Origin of the sequence: Glaciimonas soli (genome assembly GCF_009497155.1) — a bacterium.
GTDB classification, from domain to species: Bacteria; Pseudomonadota; Gammaproteobacteria; order Burkholderiales; family Burkholderiaceae_D; genus Glaciimonas; species Glaciimonas soli.
In genome coordinates this window covers 130,657-150,900 of record NZ_WINI01000004.1, presented here as the reverse complement: position 1 = coordinate 150,900, position 20,244 = coordinate 130,657, and the positions used below count along the sequence as shown (strand labels likewise).

Genomic DNA, 20,244 nt, shown 5'->3' with positions numbered 1-20,244 from the left:
TATGAGTAATACATCGACACTGAGGCGTTCACTAGCGATACAGTTTCGCGTGATAGGCGCGCTGCTCATGCGCGAGATACTTACCCGTTATGGACGTCATAACATCGGCTTTCTTTGGCTCTTTGTTGAACCCATGATGTTTACAGTTGGTGTGACGGCGTTATGGACTTTTTCTAATGCCCACCATGGGTCTAGTCTGCCCATTGCTGCGTTTGCGCTCACCGGGTATTCGTCAGTTCTCTTATGGAGAAATATGCCTGGTCGCTGTAGTGGAGCCATCGAGCCAAACTTGGCATTGATGTATCACCGCAATGTGAAAGTCATCGATATTTTTGCTTCACGTATCCTTCTTGAAGTCGCCGGCACAACCGCGTCATTTATTACGTTGGGGATAGTCTTTATCGCCATTGGCTTGATGAAACCCCCAGAGGACATACTGAAAGTCATGCTGGGCTGGGGAATGCTCAGTTGGTTTGGTGCGGCATTGGCCATACTTGTTGGCGCGTTGAGTGCTCGCTCAGAAATTGTTGAAAAAATCTGGCATCCGATGGCTTACCTGTTTTTCCCACTATCTGGCGCAGCTTTTATGGTCGACTGGCTGCCCACGCCCGCGCAAAAATTCGTACTACTTTTCCCTATGGTGCATTTTGTCGAAATATTGCGCGAAGGTTACTTCGGCGCAGCGGTTCATGCGCATTACGATTTGTTTTATGCTGGCACGGTTAACCTATGCATAACTTTGCTGGGGCTTTCGCAAGTTCGTGTGGTATCGCGTACGGTAATACCTGAATGATTCATATCGAAAACATTGTCAAGCGCTATCCGACCCGACAAGGGCTCAGCACTGTGCTGAATGGTGTCAGCCTGCAGGTGAAGCGTGGTGAAAAAATTGGAATCCTGGGCCGCAACGGGGCCGGTAAATCCACATTGATACGTCTTATAAGCGGTGCCGAACGACCAACCAGCGGCACTATCAACCGTGGGATGAGCGTCTCTTGGCCGCTGGCGTTCGGCGGCGCGTTTCAAGGAAGTCTCACCGGGCTAGACAACTTGCGCTTTATCTGTCGCGTGTATGGGACAAGCGCAGAAGACAAAATTCAATTTGTGCAGGAATTTTCAGAATTGGGGAAATATTTTCGAGAGCCGGTCAAGACCTACTCGGCAGGGATGCGTGGTCGATTGGCTTTCGCAATCTCGATGATGATCGAATTTGACTGCTTTTTGATTGACGAAGTGATTTCCGTCGGTGATGCCCGATTTCACGAAAAATGCCAGCGAGAGCTTTTCGAGAAGCGGGGCGACCGCGCCATTATTATGGTGTCGCATGAAGTTCACAACATTCGAGAGCACTGTGATCGTGCCTGTGTAATTCACAACGGCCTGCTGCACGATTTTGCAGACATTGATACAGCATATGACTACTACAACAGCAACGTATGACCCAGGATTAATTGACATGACAAATGAAGCGAACAAAAAAATAAAAGTATTACTGGAATTACGCCCTGCATTAGACGGTTTTGCCGGTATTCCACAAGAAGTCAGATTGCTGTTTCGTGGGCTGCGCAAAATTGAGTCTGTGGATATTGAAGGGTTGTTGCAGACATCGCACCGTCGTTTAGCCCGAGGGACCAGCGATACGGGATTCTTCAGGAAGAAAATCTCGGCGGCCCGGCGCTATAACCGAATCTCCAATGTCATTATTTCGATGGCCGAAAAGCCATACCGGAACGTTTTAGACATTATTATGGATTACTTCCAGAAGCGAGCAGAAGTAGCCAGCCTGCAAATTTCGATGGTCAGTGGTTTTGGGAAAATTAAGCTGACGCGTTTTGAATCCAAATCGTTTGAAGATTTTACTTGGCGGACTATTTTTTCAAAGACCTTGCCTGCATCTGATTTTTCGTTGGTCGCCCCGGCAAATCACCGTGTCTGCTCCGTGCCGTGGCATACCTTACATACAGTCGGTCTTAGTACTCTAAACTGGCGCTCCACACCTAAATATCCGAAGCTGGACACGAAAGGCTTTGATATTTTCATCGGTCAAACACCCTATCCAGCGCGAGTCGATCCCGATACGGCTTATGTCATTCGTTACCACGACGCGATTCCGATTTTCATGCCGCACACCATATCGGACAAATCGCTCCATCAGGCCACGCACTTCTACGCCATGATGAGTAACGTTAAATCTGGCGCTTGGTTTGCCTGCGTTTCGGAGGCAACGCGTCAGGATTTGATTCGAATTTTTCCAGAGGTAACCGATCGAGCGGTGACGATTCACAATATGGTGGCGCATCACTATTTCTTGGAAAATTCTGCGTTTGAGCGTGTGCCTGGAATTATCAGATCGCGACTATACGAGGGGGATCCATCAAAAGGAATTGAGTTATTGCCTAAGTTTTTTAGTCTGCGAGAAAAAGAGAATTTTTATAAGCGTTCGCTTGGAGACAAACACTTCAAATATTTGCTGATTGTATCAACCATTGAGCCAAGAAAAAATCATACACGACTTCTTGCAGCCTGGGAGGTGCTAAAAGCTGATGTTGACCCGGACCTCAAGCTGGTAGTAGTTGGAACATTGGGATGGGAACACAGTTCTATTACGAAAGCATTTTCATCTTGGATTGACCGCGGCGACCTGTTCATGCTCAATGCAGTTCCTGCGCCCGATCTCCGGGTTCTTTATCGTCACGCGGCTGCGACAGTTTGTCCAAGTTTAGGGGAGGGCTTCGATTTTTCCGGTGTGGAATCTATGGCTAGTGGCGGTATTACGATCGCTTCCGATATTCCGGTGCATCGCGAAGTATATGAAGATGCCGCCGAATACTTTGATCCTTATGCCACGATGAGCCTAGTAAAGGCGCTCAAAAAAGTGCTTTATGAGGAGGGTGCGCAGCAAGAGCAAGAACAAATGCGTCAACGTGGAGGAGAAGTGTCGTCGCGCTATCTCCCTGAGCAAATTATTCCGCAATGGGAGCGTTTTGCAGAGCGAGTTGTTGCAGAAAGAAAATCAATAAAATCGTCAACAACTACTGTATTCGAAGAGAAAAACTCTTCAGTCTCATCAACTTAGTAAGTGGATTGATTTTCTATGGACTCTCGGCACATCTCCCAATTAGTTTTGAAATTGTATGCCCGTAAGATTGCGCATTCAGCGTATATAGGCATTCTGGGACGAGAGCCAGATGAAAATGGATTAGCGTCCTACACTAAAGAAATCGCATCAACAGGAAATCTTTCGACAATCTTGGGCGATTTCTCTAGATCTAGAGAGGCATGGGAAAGAAATTTTTATCTTCATCCCGACGAACTTGTCCGTTTGATTTTTCAAGGCTTGCTGGCGAGAGCGCCAGAAGCCGAAGCTTTGTATACCTACACAGAAGAATTGGCGCAAACCAAAGACCTGAGCGGAATACTTTCTGCTTTGACGCATTCTCAGGAGCACTGGGAAAAGCTGATGAGCCAAAGATCAGAAGAACTAGTTCAAGCATCCTTCCAAGGCTTGCTGGGGAGAGCGCCGGATGTTGAGGCGTTGCATACATACGCAGAGCAACTGGCCCAAACCAAAGACCTGAGTCAGATGCTGTCGGCATTGGCGCAATCCCAAGAGCATTGGGAAAGGCTGATGAGCCAAAGGTCGGAAGAATTGGTTGAAGCGTCATTCCAAGGTTTGCTGGCGAGAACGCCAGAAGCCAAGGCGCTGCATACGTACTCAGAGCAACTGGCCCAAACTAAAGACCTGCGCGGTTTGCTCTCGGCATTGACGCAATCCCAGGAGCACTGGGATATGTTGTTTGCAAGGAAGTCCGATGAAATAGCGGGTGCTATTTTTAAGGGAATATTGGGTCGTGCGCCTGACGCAACTGAACTTGATACTTATGGATCAATTTTAAAAAACAAGGGCAAGTTAGAACAGTTTACTGCATGCATAAACAAAAGCGAATTGGCTCGGAGAGATTTTTTCAGCAATGCGGCCCCAGATTTAGTTCGTGGAATTTTCATAGGAATTACCGGTCGCGAACCAGATGCCAATGAATTAGCAAATAACATTCCAAAGATTTCCTCCGCTACAGAGTTTCAGCATGTTATCGCTGATGTTCTAAAAAAAATGATCGTCATTTCAATAAATGCGGCTCGCAACGAAGAGGCGAAATTGTCGTATGACATCGCTTCAGCGGTAACTCCATTATCTGATTGGAAAATTTCTGATACCTCGATAATTCTCACCGATGGATTTTATAGTAAGGAATCTGGATTCGTCTGGAGTGCGGCGAAGTCCTCACTGATAGCCAATGGAAATTTCAGTGTGTATTTGAGCTGCAACTATTTATCTCCCGGCGAGAAGAGGTATATTTCTATAGATGACGGCGATCAATCTTTTACCGTAACGTTGGACGATGCATATTCTTGCCATGAAATAAAGATACGCTCACAACTCTCGAAGTTTATTCGATTTAGCTCGGATGGCTCCATTAGCCCTCAGTCATTGGGATTGTCATCTGATAATCGAGAATTGGCGTTTCAGCTTTGGTTCGATATTCCCCTTAGCCACTATATTTCCAATATCCCCGTATCAGTAGGGAGCGCACAAACTCTGCTGTGCATTTTTGATGCAAAAAAAGAGGCTGATAGTCTTCGTCCGATTTTTGAGCGGCTTATCGAGCTTGGATATACCGCTGAATTTATGGATACAAATACGGCGATCGACTACGTAAAAAAGAATAATATTTTACTTGGTAATTTCCTTATATCTTCAGCTACGCCTTACGCAAAGCTTTTCAACGCAGGATGTCGTGGCCGATATATTTATGCCGAGCATGGTGTTTCTCCCCTCAAAAAATACACATATAGCCCGCACTATCGTAGGTACGATTTGGTGTTATTGCCAGGGGTACTTTGGACGAAACGACTTATTTCGATATATCCAGAAATGATTGATCGTTGCCGCGTCGTAGGCTATCCAAAACTACAATCACCAGTCTCCCTTTCTGCTAGTAAGAGAATTGAGATGTGCAGAAATTTAAATTTAGATCCGGAAAAAAAATTGATTCTGTTCGCACCAAGTTGGAGTGGCGGTGACCGTGATTGTGGCCTATTCAATTTGCGATTCTTTGACAATGCGGATAATTTATTTGCCATACCTCATGACGGCGATGTGAAGTACGCGAAAGAGTTTTCTGATCTTGGTTATCGTGTTCGAGTTTTGGGGGGAAATGAGTCAATAAGTGATTATTATCATTTGGCAGACATTCTGGTATCTGACATTTCATCGACAGCAATCGAATTCGCAGCGCTCGGAAAACCTGTCGTGTGCATAACTATGAAGCGTGTTCCCGATTTCGATGCCAAATTTTTCGAAAATGAATCGCGGTTGCGAATTCCTCATACAGATGTGTATTGGGATTTTTGCACTCTCGTTCCTCGCGAGGAAATTAATATTGCTGTGAAAGCGCAGCAGGAGTTGTTAATGGATAGTCGAGCCTTTGCGGACAAGAGCCACACTGTTCGAATGATGGTTGATTGTTTAGGTGAGGAAGCGGCGGATCGTTGTGTGAATTCGATAGTTGAGATGCTGCAAAGCGCTAATAATTTGTATCCAATTCACGCGAAGGTTCCATTATGCAGGTAAAGAAAAAAGCGGAGTTATGCGAAAAAGTTATTTTAACTTACGGAACATTCGACTTATTCCATATCGGGCATCTTAACTTGTTAAGGAATTTGAAAGCTCTTGGAGCTAGATTGATCGTTGGAATATCAACCGACGAATTTAATTCCCTGAAAGGGAAAAAAACAATTATTCCCTATGAGCAGCGGGCACAAATTGTAGAGGCTACAAAGTTCGTGGATGAAGTTTTCCCGGAATGCTGCTGGGAGCAAAAGCGCACTGATATCACACGACTAAATGTTGATATTTTTGCGATGGGGGACGATTGGATTGGGAAATTTGATGATCTGTCAGATTTATGTGACGTTATTTATCTTCCGCGAACAAAAGATGTTTCTACGACCGAAATAAAAAAAATGATGCAACAGCAATTTGTGTAAAAGGACGAGATTCAATAGACAGCAGGAGCGTTACGTGAATTGATCTATGGGCTGCCTACTTAATTTCTTGGCCCGGAGCCAATGACCGACTTATTACGAATATATTGGAGCAATGAATGGCAGTTTCAAAAGATGCGGTTATATTTGGATTCAGATTTTTCCTCGGACGTGAGCCCGAATCCGAACAGACCATCAAGGCGCATATGGGAGCGCAAAGTGAAACAGCACTTGCCGAGACTTTGATTAAATCGGGAGAGTTTTCAAGAAGTAAGCGCTTCGATAATTTAATTGAATTGAAGGCGTTACCTGCATCTAAAGCCACGGGAACTGGTCTGCCACCGATAAAAATATTAATCATTGGTAATTGCCAGATTAAGGGCGTCGCCCGTTTAATTCAAGCAATGGTCGGCAATGTGGTGACAACTACCATAGAAGCATTACCCGCTACAACCGATCGTCTCAAGTCTGGCGACCTAGACATTTCATTATTGGTATCGCAAAGTGATTTGATATTGTTGCATCCGCATGCGGAAATTCCAAAGATTTTTGAGGAAAAATTTATTCATGCCCGAGGCAAAACTAAATTGTTTCCGAGAGTCGCATTTTCGGCGTTCCATCCCGATGTGGATTACATATCAAATCTTCAAAATAGCAGAATCAAGGGGCCGCTTGGCGAGTATCAATCTACGATCGCATTTTACGGTTGGGCAAACGGTTGCTCAGTTGAAGAGACAATCGATTTATACAACGAAGATGTATTCGGGAAACTTGGGTTTTTCGATTACTGGAATGCATGCAAGGAGTCGTTGATACAAGAGGGTAAAGCAACAGGACTACCGTTGGAACATTTGATTGATAAATGGTCCCGAACGGGGGAATGGATGTATTCCTCGAATCATCCTAAATTGTTCGTTCTTGCCGATTTGGCGCGGGCTATTTTGGCTCGTGAAGGTATAACTGCATTATCAAATGTAGAGCAGTTTGTTGATGATGATTTGGCACAGGGACCTGTTTGGCCGCTTTACCCCGAAATTGGCCGGAAGTTGAATATAGTCGGCCACTATCAATTCAAAAAGGCACGCGGATCTTGTCCTCAGGATCAGCCGGTTCTTATGCTTGGGCTGGCGGAGTTTGTGCGGGATTCTTTTGAGTCGTTTTCTAAATACTCTAAAGAAGATTTGGTTTGTGCTCGTCTCGCTTCCTCGCGCTATCAGGAATTAGGCAATTTTCTGAAGAAAAGAAAAATATCGAATTCTGCCAAGATTTCTGTTTCCACTGTAAGTCAGCCAGATACATCCCGAATTGGGCGCAACCCCTATCAGGGCTTACCCGACCATCAATTTTGGCGTCGCGCGATTGAACGACTGCCTATGCAGGACGTCGATCCTGTCGTACGGTCCAGCATGATTCTTAATCGCGAACACAAAGTGGCAACAGCGGGGAGTTGTTTTGCCCAACACATCTCGCGTACGTTGCAAAAAAATGGTTTTAACTACTACATTTCAGAGAGCGGGGATGCTCTTTCATCTGAAGAGGCACAGAGGCGAAATTTCGGTGTTTTCTCAGCACGTTACGGAAACTTGTACACAGCACGTCAGTTGGTACAGCTATTTGATCGGGCATACGGAATCTTCGTTCCAACTGAGCGGTACTGGATACGTGGCGACGGCAGATTTGCGGACCCTTTCCGTCCACAGATTGAACCTGACGGATTCGCTTCAGTTGAAGAACTCGAGCGATCTCGCGAGGAGCATTTTTCATCGGTTCGCAAGATGTTTGAAAATCTGGATGTGCTCGTATTTACGCTGGGCCTGACCGAAACATGGCGGTGTCGGTCCGATGGAGCGGTGTATCCCCTTGCGCCAGGCGTTGTTGCCGGTGAATTGAATCCGGATACTCACGAGTTTGTGAATTTTGGCGTTGCAGATGTTGTGGCGGACATGAATGCCTTTGTAGAGCGGCTTTTGCGAGTGAATCCTCATGCGAGGATGCTTGTGACGGTTTCCCCGGTTCCCTTGATTGCTACATATGAGGATCGCCATGTTCTTGTTTCCACGACGTACAGCAAGGCAGTTTTGCGAGCTGCCGCCGAAGAAGTTAGTCAGCGTAATCCGATGTGTGAATATTTTCCTTCCTACGAAATTGTTACAGGACACTACACTAAAGGAGAATATTTTGAGACTGATTTACGTTCGGTAAAGCCAGAAGGTGTTGACCATGTGATGCGCCTGTTTATGTCTCATTACTCGTCGGAAAGGACCACTCATGAAAAGGCGGTTAGTGCCCTTGATGAAGAGTTGATGCGAGAGAGCGCTCTGTTGAACGAGGTTGTTTGTGATGAAGAAGCAATCGACACCGATCATTGAAGATAATGATGATAAAAATAAAATATATATTTAGGGGATGGTTGACTACCGCATTTTGCGTTTTCTCGGCATTACTAATGTGTAGCGTTGGACATGCTTCAGATGCGAAAACAGGTCTAGCGGGAAAGATGATTGTGGGTTATCAAGGCTGGTTCGGTTGTCCAGGCGATTTTGAAAAAAATGACAATTGGCAGCACTGGTTTTTGGGTCGCGTCCAGCAGGATCATTTCACTGTTGATCTTCTGCCTTCGATTCGCGGAATCGATGCGGAAGATCTATGTGATACAGGACTTAGCAGGCCGGATGGAAGTGCGATTTTGCTTTTTTCGTCGCAGAACCAACGTGTCGTTGCGACGCACTTCCGTTGGATGGCTGAGCATGGCATTGATGGTGCTGCGGTGCAGCGTTTCGTCGGGGAACTAGTGACCCCAGAGAAGAAACGTCGTGGCGATAATGTCATAAAGAATGTCCGTCTTGCATCGGTGGCTAGCGATCGGGTTTTCTATGTGACCTATGACGTTTCTGGAGCTAATCCCAAAACGGTGGTCGAGGATATTCGCAACGACTGGCACCATTTGGTGGATGAGTTGAAAATCACAACAAGTCCCAGCTATTTAAAGGAACACGGTAAACCTGTGCTTCAGTTATGGGGCTTTGGTTTCGGAGATCGCCCCGGCACAGCGGATGAAGTTGCCGCGCTGATCAACGACTTGAAAGGTGGGCATGATGGTCTCCAAGCAGTGACGCTAATCGGCGGTGTACCGACGCACTGGCGTACCCTTTCCGGTGACTCTAAGTCGGATCCATCTTGGGCCAAGGTGTATCGCAGTTACGACGTCATTAGTCCATGGTCTGTTGGGCGTTTTTCCAACGACGAAGAGGCCGACGTATTTATAAAAAATAATGTTGTTCCCGATCTTGCCGAGACTAAGCGTTTGAAACTGGAATATATGCCGGTGATTTCTCCTGGGTTTTCCTGGTATAACTTGATGACCAATAGAGGTAATAAAGATCAGGCTGTCCTTAATCGGACTCCACGTAATTGTGGGAAATTCCTCTGGCATCAGGTTTCCAATCTGCTCGACGCACATGTTGAAACGCTGTATGCCGCCATGTTCGATGAAGTGGATGAAGGAACCGCTCTGTTCCCTGTCGAAACGCGTAAAGACAAACTACCCACTGGCGCAACCATGGTTTTTCTGAATCAAGATGGCTGTGCTTTGCCGGATGACTGGTACTTGCGTGTTACGGGAAAAGCAGCAGAGTATTTACGACTACGTCAGGCGCCACCAAAAAACATGGACGCAGTTCTTAGGCCTTGATTTGCATTCTAAATTTAAACCTCAATTTTAATTTCAACCTCAACTTATAAAGAACCTTATGGAAATATTTTTTCGCATTTCTAAATCCATCGTATTGTCATTGATTATGTTTTTCTCTTTGAGATATATGGGAATTTCATATGGAACATCCATCATACTCAGCCTGATTCCTTTGGTCCTTGGTTCCATCAGTGTCCTCACTTCGTTTGCTTACATGCTTAGCGGCCTTGTATTTATCGCTGCATGCGCATCTTCCTTGTTGCCAGAGTTTCACCTCAACGCCAAGGATATCGTCAATTTTGCAAAATCCGATGTCGTTGTCCGGAAATAAAATAATATGAAATTATCGCAAAAGGATTGCCGCCGGCTGATTACTGGCTGTGCGGCTGCCGCCATAACAATCACATTAACCGGCTGTGCCGTCTCGCCAAGTTGGCTGCCATCTTCAGGGCCGAACTATGCGCAAGTGCAAGCGGTCACTGACGCTCAACCTGGGACCGGTATCCAGATAGTGGATGTTAATGACGCTGTAACCCGCAAATTGCTTGCCAACCAAAAGCAGAGTCTGTTTTCTGAAAAATTTAACGCGCCTGCGAAAGCTGGCTATGTTATTGGTTCAGGTGATGTGATTGAAGTGTCAATCTGGGAGGCACCGCCTGCAGCACTGTTTGGTGGTGGTGCGATGGATGCGAGTTCAGGGCCGGCTACCACACGTGTAACTACCCTCCCCGAACAAATGGTGAGCAGCGACGGGACGATCAATATTCCGTTTGCAGGACAGATACCCGCTAACGGGCGCAGTCCGCAACAAATTGAAGCTGAGATTGTGCGTCGACTGAAAGGCAAAGCGAATCAACCGCAAGTGTTGGTCCGAATGATTCGCAACAACACAGCGAACGTGACTGTGGTTGGCGAGGTGACTGCCAGCACGCGCATGCCGCTGACTGCGCGTGGCGAGCGGCTGTTGGATGCATTGGCCGCGGCGGGAGGAGTACGTCAACCGGTTAACAAGATGACGTTGCAGGTTACGCGTGGCGATCAGGTTCAGGCCTTACCGCTCGATACGATTATCCGTGATCCGAAGCAAAATATCGTTCTGCAGCCAGGTGATGTGATTACGTCGTTATTTCAGTCGCTTAGTTTTACAGTGCTCGGAGCGACCGGCAAGAATGATGAAATGAATTTCGAAGCGAAGGGAATTTCCTTGGCTCAGGCTCTGGCTCGCGTCGGTGGGCTGCAGGACAGCCGCGCCGATGCGCAAGGTGTTTTTATTTTCCGCTTCGAGTCGCCTGATGCGATTGATTTAGGCGGTAAGAAAGTAGAGATGACACCTGAAGGAAAAATACCGGTGATTTATCGTGTCAATCTCAAGGATCCGGCATCCTTCTTCGTTGCGCAAAGCTTCCCGATTGAAAACAAGGATGTGTTGTACGTATCAAATGCGCCTGCTGCTGAGCTGCAGAAATTTCTTAATTTAGTCGTTTCCGCAATTTATCCAGTGGCTAGTGTCGTCAGCATCTCTAGGTAAATTGTTTGGCTTTACCCATTCGGTTTTTGCCCATGCGTGAAATATTAATCGACGTGACCCGATTGTTGGATCGTTCCATGACGGGACGATTACCAACAGGGGTGGATCGCGTCGGTTTGGCGTATATACGGCATTTTTCTGAGCGGGCGAAAGCGCTGGTGCGTGTCAGTGGGCGCACGATAGTGCTGCCTCAGGCAGCGTCGCGAATATTGTTCAGCAAATTACTAACACCTTCTGCCGATTTCAATCGGACAGTGCGATGGCTGGTAGGGCGGGAATGTTTCAAATGGCCGGGTAATCGCCATCTGAAAGATGCATTTCTGTTCAATACCGGCCACAGCGGTTTGGAGCAAACATCTTATCCGAGGCAATTGCGGCGGCAGGGCGTACGACCATTGTTTGTGGTGCATGATTTGATTCCGATTACCCATCCGGAATATTGCAGGCCCGGAGAGCAGGGTAAGCATGTGATCAGGATGAACAATGTATTAGATCTGGCTAGCGGCGTGATTGCGAATTCACAAGCGACGCTGGACGAGTTGAACCATTTTGCGCAAAAGGCTGGCAAGCCTATGCCACCGGCGATGGTTGCGCTGTTAGCGGCGCCGCAGTTCACTGCACCTGCTTTCGTCCGACCAATGGCGGAGCCGTATTTCGTCATGCTTAGTACCATTGAACCGCGTAAAAATCACTGGCTGATGTTGCAGCTTTGGCGGCGCCTGGTGGAGCGCATGGGAACGCGTGCACCTAAGTTAGTGGTGATCGGGCAGCGCGGCTGGGAATGTGAAAATGTCATTGATCTACTTGAACGCTGTGAAGACTTGCGTGGAGTAGTAACAGAATTGCCGGATTGCTCCGATGCTGACCTGGCCACTTATCTGCATCATTCGCAAGCTTTGCTGTTTCCGTCTTTTGTTGAGGGCTATGGCATGCCGCTGGTGGAAGCGTTGACGGCTGGGATTCCTGTCATCGCGAGTGATTTACCGGTATTTCGGGAAATTGCAGGCGATATCCCCGATTATCTGGATCCGCTGGACGTTATGGGCTGGATGACACGCATCGAGGCCTATACCAATACTGACTCTCCGGGGCGAACTGCACAGTTAAATCGCATGGTGCATTTCGTGCCGCCTACATGGGTAACGCATTTTCAGTTGGTTGAGCAATTGCTGGAGCGTTTGCAGGAGACCGTGAAATGACGCACTCCGCGAGTGTTGCAGGAGGTATTCGTGCCTTGCCTGCCAGCGTTTTTGCCTATGGATTTTCTTTCCGGAAGCGCGCTATCGTCCGCCGTTTTATCGGGAATGTGACGGTGCGTTTTATTCGTGCGGGGCATGCTAAATATCTGCCGTCGGGAAGCGCTTTGCTATTGTGGGGGAGCCATCCTTTGCCCGCAGGGCTGACATCGGATGTTCAGGTCATTCGGATGGAAGACGGGTTTTTGCGCTCCGTAGGATTAGGTGCGGATTTGATCCATCCGGTTTCGTGGGTGATTGATCAGCGAGGAATTTATTACGATGCCACGCAACCATCGGATTTGGAGTATCTGTTACAGACTAGCGAATTTACCGACGAGTTGCTGGAACGGGCATATTCCTTGCGTCGCCGGATTGTGGAAAACGGGCTCACCAAATACAACGTTGGTTCCGGTAATTGGCAACGTCCGTCACTGGCAAAGCGGGTGATTTTGGTGCCCGGCCAAGTGGAAACGGATGCCTCGATTCAATTTGGTGCACCGGGAATCGTCAGCAACATGGGTTTGTTGCAAGCGGTGCGGGCAGCGAACCCGGATGCTTACGTCGTGTATAAACCGCATCCAGACGTCGTGGCCGGACTGCGCGCCAAAGGTCAGGGTGAGCGCACCGCGCGGCAATGGTGTGACGAAGTGGTGATGGATATTGCGATGGGGGAAATACTCCCTGCGGTCGATGAAGTGCACGTGCTGACTTCGCTGGCAGGCTTCGAGGCACTATTGCGCGATAAGCCGGTGACTTGTTATGGGCAACCGTTTTACGCGGGATGGGGATTGACGAAGGATGTCATTCCAGTGGCTCGCCGTACCCGCCATTTATCCCTGCATGCGTTGGTGGCTGGAACACTGATTTTGTATCCGATTTATATCAGCCGTAGTGTGGCAAGTGGTTTTACGACGCCAGAGCAAGCACTGGATGAGTTATTGGCCTGGCGTGCGGCGACGCCGAAGCGGATGCCATGGTGGCGAAAAGTATTACGAATGGGCTTACTTTTAGCATTACGTATAGTCGGGAGTAAACGGTGATTAAGAGTGGACTCTCCGAATTCAAAAGTAAGCGTGTCTTATTATTGCAGGGACCGCTGGGCCCATTTTTCAAGAAACTCGGGCGCGATCTGACACGCGCAGGCGCGCAGGTTTCCAAGGTTAATTTTAATGGCGGTGACTGGCTGTTTTCTTCCAGCGGATCCATTCTGTTCAGAGGGAGAGTCGAGGAGTGGCCGGCTTTTTTCGAGCGGGTACTCAGCGAACACAAGATCGACGTCGTGTTGTTGTTCGGGGATTGCCGGGCAATGCATGGTATTGCCCATGAAATTGCAGCAGGACGCGGCATTGAGATAGGGGTATTTGAAGAAGGGTATGTTCGACCTGATTACATTACTCTGGAGCGGTTTGGGGTTAATGGCTACTCTCAGATTCCTCGCGATCCGGCTGTTTATTTGAACAAGCCTATCGTTGATATTCCACAAAATATCGCGGTCGGCAATGCCTTTTGGCATGCGACATGGTGGGCGATGTCATATTACCTGGCCAGTGCGCTGTTACGGCCAGTTTTTCGTCATTATGAACATCATCGGCCGCTTTCCCTTTGGGAGGGAATTCCGTGGCTTAGGAGTATCTGGCGCAAGCAATATTTCGCGCGTAAGGAAAAAGGCAGTCAGGCAGAATTGTCGTCGACGTTGACGAAGCAATTCTATCTGGTTGTATTGCAGGTACACAACGATGCGCAGATGCATGTACATTCTGATTTTGAATCAATTGCCGCCTTCATTGATTGCACGCTGACTTCCTTCGCCCAATTCGCACCGCCCGGCACGCATTTAGTCATCAAGCACCATCCTATGGATAGGGGCTATCACGACCACACACGGCTGATTGCCGAGCTGGCCCGGAGGCATGGCATTCAGGACAGCGTACGTTATATCCATGATCAGCATTTGCCAACACTGCTGGAGCACGCACGTGGCGTGGTGTTAGTGAACAGCACCGTGGGTCTTTCTGCCTTGCATCACAGCACGCCTCTGATGGTGTGTGGCGAGGCCATTTACGATATCCCGGGCTTAACTTTTCAAGGTTCACTGGACCAATTCTGGAGGCAAGCTGAAGAACAACCAGTCAATGGTGAGCTTTACCAACGTTTTAGAAACTACCTGATTGAGCACACGCAATTGAATGGGAACTTCTACCGACAGTTGGATATTGCAGGTTCTTATGCAGGCTTGCAGTGGTCGGCATCTGTCGATGAACCTGAAGTAATAGATGCGGTTGACGAGAAATCCTGTCAACCGACTTCCTCACAGGCACCTCTTTGCCCGTAAGCGCTCGGGCGATTACCTAAGATTTTTCAATGTGAGCTGATCTGCGCTTCGCTGAAGGTTCAGCTGAACCTGAAGTGCGGTTTTGCCATGCCTGATATAGTGCGGATTGGCTGTGAGGATGTCGGTATTCAGCTGCAAGATCATTTGATTAAACGTCAAGAAGTTGTCTTAGGAGAAATGACTTATGTCCGCTACTCTTCCAGCACCCGAATTGATTTTGTATCGCGGCCAGTTCACCACGCTAGATCGTCGTAACCCCACCGCCACTGCCGTTGCCATTCGTGATGGCGTTTTTACAGCTGTGGGCCGCGATGAAGATATTCTGCCGCTGGCAAAAGAAAATACACGTCTGATTGATCTCAAAGGGCGCCGTGTCACTCCTGGCCTGATCGACAATCACTTGCATATCATTCGCGGTGGACTGAATTTCAATATGGAGTTGCGTTGGGACGGTGTCCGGTCGCTAGCCGATGCGATGGAGATGTTGCGGCATCAGGTCGCCATCACGCCCGCCCCACAATGGGTGCGCGTCGTCGGCGGCTTTACAGAACATCAGTTTGTGGAAAAACGATTGCCGACGCTGGAAGAAATTAATGCCATTGCGCCTGATACGCCTGTATTTATTCTGCATCTGTACGACCGTGCATTACTCAATGGCGCAGCCCTGAGAGCTTGTGGTTATACCAAAGATACGCTGGCGCCAGCGGGAGGAAAAATAGAGCATAACAGCGCTGGCGAACCGACGGGCTTGCTGCTGGCGAAACCAAATGCTGCGATTCTTTACGCAACGTTGGCCAAAGGGCCAAAACTTCCTTTTGAATATCAATTCAATTCGACGCGCCATTTCATGCGTGATTTGAATCGTTTGGGTGTAACCGGCGCGATTGATGCAGGTGGTGGTTTTCAGAATTATCCAGAGGATTATCAGGTCATACAAAAACTCGACGACGAGGGACAGCTGACTATACGCCTGGCCTACAATCTTTTTACTCAGAAACCGCAGGGTGAAAAAGAGGATTTCCTGAACTGGACGAAAACCTCGAAATACAAGCAAGGCAATGACTATTTCCGCCACAACGGCGCGGGTGAAATGCTGGTGTTCTCTGCCGCGGACTTTGAAGATTTTCGTCAGCCCAGGCCCGATATGGTGCCGGAAATGGAAGAAGATCTTGAAGGCGTGGTTCGCATCCTCGCTGAAAATCGTTGGCCATGGCGCATGCATGCGACCTACGACGAAACCATTACGCGGGCACTTGATGTGTTCGAAAAAGTGAATCAGGATATTCCGCTCGCAGGTCTGAATTGGTTCTTCGATCATGCCGAAACGATATCCGACAAATCAATCGACAGAATCGCCGCATTAGGTGGCGGCATCGCCGTGCAACACCGGATGGCGTATCAAGGCGAATATTTCGTCGAGCGCTATGGTCCCGGTGCTGCACAGGCGACGCCGCCGGTCACGCGTATCATCGAAGCGGGAGTAAAAATATCTGCCGGCACCGATGCTACCCGCGTTGCCTCTTACAATCCTTGGGTATCGCTGTCGTGGCTGGTGACCGGAAAAACGGTTGGTGGCATGCAGCTCTATCCTCGCGCCAACTGTCTGGATCGTGAGACTGCCTTGCGCATGTGGACAGAGAATGTCACCTGGTTCTCAAACGAAGAAGGAAAAAAAGGACGAATCGCGGTCGGGCAGTTCGCGGACCTGACGGTTCCGGATCGCGATTATTTTAGTTGTCCCGAAAGCGAAATAACTGACATCGCATGCGAACTCACCGTCGTTGGCGGACGCGTGGTGTATGGCGCTGGTGAATTTACCATCTTTGACGATAACCCACCGCCGCCAGCCATGCCGGATTGGTCGCCGGTTCGTACTTTCGGTGGTTATGGTGCATGGGCGCAAACTCACAGTACCAACTCAGGCAAAAACACGCACAAGTTTGCAGCCGCATGCGGTTGCAGTCATTCCTGCGGAGTACATGGACACCAACATGCAACAGCCTGGACTAGCCAGCTGCCCATTAGCGACCTGAAGTCGTTCTGGGGTGCGCTAGGCTGTGCTTGTTGGGCGGTGTAAGCGTTGGTCAAAGTTGAAAAATGATGCATCACATCCATGTGTGTATCCAGCTGTTTTATTGTTTGCGCTCTTTATTAATAACTTAATGAGAAAACACTATGCCTACACCAGCAACCATAGAAAAATTCATCGCAAGAGTTGAGCAGAATGCTCACGCCGAAGCTCTCGAAGAATTTTATACAGAAGACGCTTCGATGCAAGAAAATCAGTCAGCACCCAGAGTCGGACGTGAACATCTTGTGGCAAATGAACGGAACGTTTTAGCCAGGGCGGCTTCGCTGACGTCGACATGCGTTCGTCCAGTCTTCGTGAATGGCGACAAGGTGGTCGTGCGCTGGATATTTCGTTTCGAATGGCTGAATGGAAGCGTCACCGAGATGGAGGAGTTGGCATACCAACGATGGGAAGGCGAGCGCATAGCCGAAGAACAGTTTTTTTACGACCCGGCACAGCGCGTTCCAAAGGTACCGGTAAATCCTTAAAACAATCGCGTATCGGTCAACGCGATCACCTGATACGTCCGCGTAATCGGCGTCAAGGAATGTCGGTCAATAATTCGTATCGCGTTGAAATACAGGAATTTGCTTGTAATAGACTTGCTTTTTTCTCATTTCCATCATATAACGTTGCCAAATAGAAAATTGTTATATGGCATTTTTTGGGAGAGAAAAACCATGGTCGGTTTCATCATTTGTCTGGCAATCATGCTTGGTATCGTATTTTGGATGATTAGTATTTATAACGGTCTGGTGAGTTTTCGTAACCGTTTCAAGAACGCATTTGCGCAGATCGACGTACAGCTCAAGCGCCGCTACGATCTGATTCCGAATCTGGTAGAAATCGCCAAAGAATACATGAAGCATGAGCGCGAAACATTGGAGGCCGTGATTGCTGCACGTAATCAGGCGGTCAGTGCCAATGCCAGGGTTGCTGGTAACGCCACGGATGTCGCTGCCGTGCAGAAAATGGTCGTTAGCGAAAGCACACTTAGCGCTAGCCTGGGAAAATTGTTTGCCTTGTCGGAAGCCTATCCGGATCTGAAGGCCAATCAAAACATGATGCAACTCACCGAAGAGTTGACCGGGACGGAAAATAAAATCGGCTTTTCACGTCAGGCATATAACGATAGCGTGATGGATTACAACACCGCCATCGAACAATTTCCCGGTTCGATGTTCGCCAATATGTATTCTTTCAAGCCAGCAGAATTGCTGAAGGCGACCGAAACGCCGGAAGAGCGCAAAGCGGTCAAGGTCACGTTCTAATCCAGCGTAGAACTCGGCGATTGCAGACATGACTTTTTTTGAGCAGCAGCATCAGGCACGTCAGGAAACCAGAAAATTAGTGTTCTTGTTTGTGTTGGCGGTGATTGTGATCGTCGCCGCCGTCAATCTGGTGATGGTGTTGCTATGGACGTTCAAGTTCGGTGCCTATCACGGTGTTCCGCGCCAATATCCCAGAGGTTTCTTCGAAACCAATACCGCGGTTACGCTATTGCTGATTGGCGGCGGTACCCTGATCCAGACCTTCAATCTACGTGATGGCGGCGATGCCGTGGCGTTGATGGCCGGCGGCCGTATTGTTTTACCCGCCACTGGCGATTTGCAAGAGCGACGGTTGTTGAACGTGGTGGAAGAAATGGCGCTGGCTTCCGGCATTGCCTGCCCCAAGGTTTATCTGTTGGAGCGAGAGGATGCAATAAATGCGTTTGCCGCCGGTTATAACCAGAATGAAGCCGTCATCGCCGTCACGCGCGGCACCTTGAACCGGCTAACCCGAGATGAATTGCAGGGCGTCGTAGGCCACGAGTTCAGCCATATCCTGAATGGCGACATGCGCTTGAATATTCATTTGATCAGTGTCTTGTTTGGCATCCAGATGATTGCCGGCCTCGGTCAGCAAATGATGGATGCTGGCCGCTACGAGACCGACGAACGCGATGACAGGGGACCACCATGGCAGGCTGTACTGTTCCCGGCAGGTGCGATGTTTTTTGCAGTCGGTTATATCGGGGTCTTTTTTGGACGCGTGATCAAATCCGCGGTGTCACGGCAGCGTGAATTCCTGGCCGATGCCAGCGCCGTCCAGTTCACCCGTAATCCAGATGGGATTGGCGGTGCTTTACGTAAGATTGGTGGCCTCACCGATGGGAAAAAAATTGGCTCGCAAATCAATCATCTGAATGCAGAGCAACTCTCGCACCTATTCCTCGGTTGTGCCCGTCCCAATTTTCTGAGCGGCTGGTTTGCCACGCATCCGCCGCTGAAAGACCGGGTAAAGCGCATTTACGGACGCAGCATGTCACTGCTGGAAGCACCAGAATTGGTGACACGATCTATCGCCAGCAAAGTGCGTTTGCCGGACCTGCCATTCACTTCTGTCAGCGCGGCAGATCTGGCAGATGCTGCAGCTACGTCGATAATCCCGCCGATCGCCAGCGGATTATTGGCGCCATCGCAAAAATTCGGTAATAGCAGTGATAGCGGATCGCCGCTGGCATCGCAGCTCGACGGTGCCGTACGCGACCCGATCGCAGCTAGCGCGGTGATCTATGCACTATTACTAGGCAATGGCGCAGAGCGTGAAGGGCAGCTGACGTTGCTCAAGAAGGAGGCTCCTCATCAAGCCGCTTTGATCACACATTTAGCTGGGGCTATCAAGCAATTGCCGTTGAGTGCCAGACTACCTTTAGTCGATTTGGCTGCGCCAGCACTGCGTCAACTGTCGCAGCCAGAACGCGACAAGTTACTGGCGCTGGTAGATATGCTGATTGCGACCGATAGTCGCATCACGTTAAGCGAATTTGTGTTGCAGACCGTATTGACGCGTCGTTTGGCGCCGCGTTCAGGGCGTTTGGTGCCAATCAAATTCAACGCATTATCGGAACTTGGCAGCGATATTGCCGTATTGTTCTCGCTGGTGGCGCATGTGGCAGTGCCGGCTAGTCATGACGATGCTATCGCTGCGCGCCTGGCGGCTTTCCTGCGCGGCGTCCAGTTGTGCCCTGAGCTCAAGCTCGCCGCCCAACATTATTGTGATGGTGCGAGTCTCAGCTTCTCGCGAGTAAGGCTGGCGCTGGACAATGCCAATCAACTGGCACCGCTTGCCAAGCCGCAACTGGTCAAAGCCCTGCTGGCGGTGGCTGACAATGGCGCTGAATTGCCGATTGCCAGCGCCGATATTTTGCGTGCCATTTGCGCCGGCATCGAAGCGCCGATTCCGCCGACGGTCGCCGCCACATATCACGCATATCCCTGGCAATTCGATAATTAATAAGTGTCTTACCGCTTTTGGCAAATCCTTGATCAGATCGCTATAAGTCGCTTGGGGCTA

Annotated in this window: 16 protein-coding genes; all 16 read left to right on the top strand. The window is 48.9% G+C overall.

What is annotated here, in order from left to right:
• Position 1 precedes the first annotated feature (1 nt).
• The 16 genes from GEV47_RS08955 (at position 2) to GEV47_RS08880 (ending at position 20,184) form a co-directional block, all read left to right on the top strand.
• Positions 2 to 793, top strand: coding sequence for an ABC transporter permease (locus GEV47_RS08955; protein WP_153234420.1), 792 nt, complete (start codon positions 2 to 4; stop codon positions 791 to 793).
• Positions 790 to 1,440, top strand: coding sequence for an ABC transporter ATP-binding protein (locus GEV47_RS08950; protein WP_153234419.1), 651 nt, complete (start codon positions 790 to 792; stop codon positions 1,438 to 1,440). Before GEV47_RS08955 ends, GEV47_RS08950 begins: the two co-directional genes overlap by 4 nt.
• Complete coding sequence (locus GEV47_RS08945) at positions 1,415 to 3,076, top strand: glycosyltransferase family 4 protein (protein WP_153234418.1); 1,662 nt, start codon at positions 1,415 to 1,417, stop codon at positions 3,074 to 3,076. Before GEV47_RS08950 ends, GEV47_RS08945 begins: the two co-directional genes overlap by 26 nt.
• Positions 3,077 to 3,094: 18 nt before the next feature.
• The gene (locus GEV47_RS08940) at positions 3,095 to 5,632 is read left to right on the top strand and encodes a DUF4214 domain-containing protein (protein WP_153234417.1); all 2,538 of its coding nucleotides are present in this window, start codon (positions 3,095 to 3,097) and stop codon (positions 5,630 to 5,632) included.
• Positions 5,623 to 6,048, top strand: coding sequence for an adenylyltransferase/cytidyltransferase family protein (locus GEV47_RS08935; protein WP_153234416.1), 426 nt, complete (start codon positions 5,623 to 5,625; stop codon positions 6,046 to 6,048). Before GEV47_RS08940 ends, GEV47_RS08935 begins: the two co-directional genes overlap by 10 nt.
• A gap of 116 nt (positions 6,049 to 6,164) precedes the next feature.
• A complete protein-coding gene (locus tag GEV47_RS19370; RefSeq protein WP_194270620.1) occupies positions 6,165 to 8,414 on the top strand; it encodes a GSCFA domain-containing protein in 2,250 nt (749 codons plus the stop codon).
• A gap of 5 nt (positions 8,415 to 8,419) precedes the next feature.
• Positions 8,420 to 9,736 carry a glycoside hydrolase family 71/99-like protein gene (locus GEV47_RS08925; protein ID WP_153234415.1) on the top strand — a complete coding sequence of 439 codons (1,317 nt, stop codon included), beginning with the start codon at positions 8,420 to 8,422 and terminating at the stop codon, positions 9,734 to 9,736.
• A gap of 127 nt (positions 9,737 to 9,863) precedes the next feature.
• Positions 9,864 to 10,067, top strand: coding sequence for a hypothetical protein (locus tag GEV47_RS08920; protein WP_153234414.1), 204 nt, complete (start codon positions 9,864 to 9,866; stop codon positions 10,065 to 10,067).
• Positions 10,068 to 10,073: 6 nt separating this feature from the next.
• The gene (locus tag GEV47_RS08915; protein WP_153234413.1) at positions 10,074 to 11,264 is read left to right on the top strand and encodes a polysaccharide biosynthesis/export family protein; all 1,191 of its coding nucleotides are present in this window, start codon (positions 10,074 to 10,076) and stop codon (positions 11,262 to 11,264) included.
• A 32-nt stretch (positions 11,265 to 11,296) separates the two neighbouring features.
• Positions 11,297 to 12,463, top strand: a complete 1,167-nt coding sequence (locus GEV47_RS08910) for a glycosyltransferase family 4 protein (protein ID WP_153234412.1) — start codon at positions 11,297 to 11,299, stop codon at positions 12,461 to 12,463.
• Positions 12,460 to 13,542, top strand: coding sequence for a capsular polysaccharide export protein, LipB/KpsS family (locus GEV47_RS08905; RefSeq protein WP_153234411.1), 1,083 nt, complete (start codon positions 12,460 to 12,462; stop codon positions 13,540 to 13,542). Before GEV47_RS08910 ends, GEV47_RS08905 begins: the two co-directional genes overlap by 4 nt.
• Positions 13,539 to 14,834 carry a capsule biosynthesis protein gene (locus GEV47_RS08900; protein WP_322741599.1) on the top strand — a complete coding sequence of 432 codons (1,296 nt, stop codon included), beginning with the start codon at positions 13,539 to 13,541 and terminating at the stop codon, positions 14,832 to 14,834. Before GEV47_RS08905 ends, GEV47_RS08900 begins: the two co-directional genes overlap by 4 nt.
• Before the next feature lie 184 nt (positions 14,835 to 15,018).
• Positions 15,019 to 16,911 carry an amidohydrolase gene (locus GEV47_RS08895; RefSeq protein ID WP_153234410.1) on the top strand — a complete coding sequence of 631 codons (1,893 nt, stop codon included), beginning with the start codon at positions 15,019 to 15,021 and terminating at the stop codon, positions 16,909 to 16,911.
• 98 nt (positions 16,912 to 17,009) lie between these two features.
• Positions 17,010 to 17,393 (top strand): nuclear transport factor 2 family protein, encoded by a 384-nt coding sequence (locus GEV47_RS08890; RefSeq protein ID WP_153234409.1) that lies wholly within the window; start codon positions 17,010 to 17,012, stop codon positions 17,391 to 17,393.
• 192 nt (positions 17,394 to 17,585) lie between these two features.
• Positions 17,586 to 18,176: a LemA family protein gene (locus GEV47_RS08885; RefSeq protein WP_153234408.1), complete on the top strand. Its 591-nt coding sequence runs from the start codon at positions 17,586 to 17,588 to the stop codon at positions 18,174 to 18,176.
• Positions 18,177 to 18,204: 28 nt separating this feature from the next.
• Entirely contained in the window at positions 18,205 to 20,184 is a 1,980-nt protein-coding gene (locus GEV47_RS08880) for a M48 family metallopeptidase (protein WP_153234407.1), read from the top strand.
• Positions 20,185 to 20,244: the final 60 nt, after the last annotated feature.

What these genes read in the sequence shown, in the direction of transcription:
- GEV47_RS08915 (WP_153234413.1), top strand. Translation starts at nt 10,074, where the DNA reads ATGAAATTATCGCAAAAGGATTGCCGCCGGCTGATTACTGGCTGTGCG.
- GEV47_RS08955 (WP_153234420.1), top strand. Translation starts at nt 2, where the DNA reads ATGAGTAATACATCGACACTGAGGCGTTCACTAGCGATACAGTTTCGC.
- GEV47_RS19370 (WP_194270620.1), top strand. Translation starts at nt 6,165, where the DNA reads ATGGCAGTTTCAAAAGATGCGGTTATATTTGGATTCAGATTTTTCCTC.
- GEV47_RS08925 (WP_153234415.1), top strand. Translation starts at nt 8,420, where the DNA reads ATGATGATAAAAATAAAATATATATTTAGGGGATGGTTGACTACCGCA.
- GEV47_RS08890 (WP_153234409.1), top strand. Translation starts at nt 17,010, where the DNA reads ATGCCTACACCAGCAACCATAGAAAAATTCATCGCAAGAGTTGAGCAG.
- GEV47_RS08885 (WP_153234408.1), top strand. Translation starts at nt 17,586, where the DNA reads ATGGTCGGTTTCATCATTTGTCTGGCAATCATGCTTGGTATCGTATTT.
- GEV47_RS08935 (WP_153234416.1), top strand. Translation starts at nt 5,623, where the DNA reads ATGCAGGTAAAGAAAAAAGCGGAGTTATGCGAAAAAGTTATTTTAACT.
- GEV47_RS08950 (WP_153234419.1), top strand. Translation starts at nt 790, where the DNA reads ATGATTCATATCGAAAACATTGTCAAGCGCTATCCGACCCGACAAGGG.
- GEV47_RS08895 (WP_153234410.1), top strand. Translation starts at nt 15,019, where the DNA reads ATGTCCGCTACTCTTCCAGCACCCGAATTGATTTTGTATCGCGGCCAG.
- GEV47_RS08920 (WP_153234414.1), top strand. Translation starts at nt 9,864, where the DNA reads ATGGGAATTTCATATGGAACATCCATCATACTCAGCCTGATTCCTTTG.
- GEV47_RS08945 (WP_153234418.1), top strand. Translation starts at nt 1,415, where the DNA reads ATGACTACTACAACAGCAACGTATGACCCAGGATTAATTGACATGACA.
- GEV47_RS08905 (WP_153234411.1), top strand. Translation starts at nt 12,460, where the DNA reads ATGACGCACTCCGCGAGTGTTGCAGGAGGTATTCGTGCCTTGCCTGCC.
- GEV47_RS08940 (WP_153234417.1), top strand. Translation starts at nt 3,095, where the DNA reads ATGGACTCTCGGCACATCTCCCAATTAGTTTTGAAATTGTATGCCCGT.
- GEV47_RS08880 (WP_153234407.1), top strand. Translation starts at nt 18,205, where the DNA reads ATGACTTTTTTTGAGCAGCAGCATCAGGCACGTCAGGAAACCAGAAAA.
- GEV47_RS08910 (WP_153234412.1), top strand. Translation starts at nt 11,297, where the DNA reads ATGCGTGAAATATTAATCGACGTGACCCGATTGTTGGATCGTTCCATG.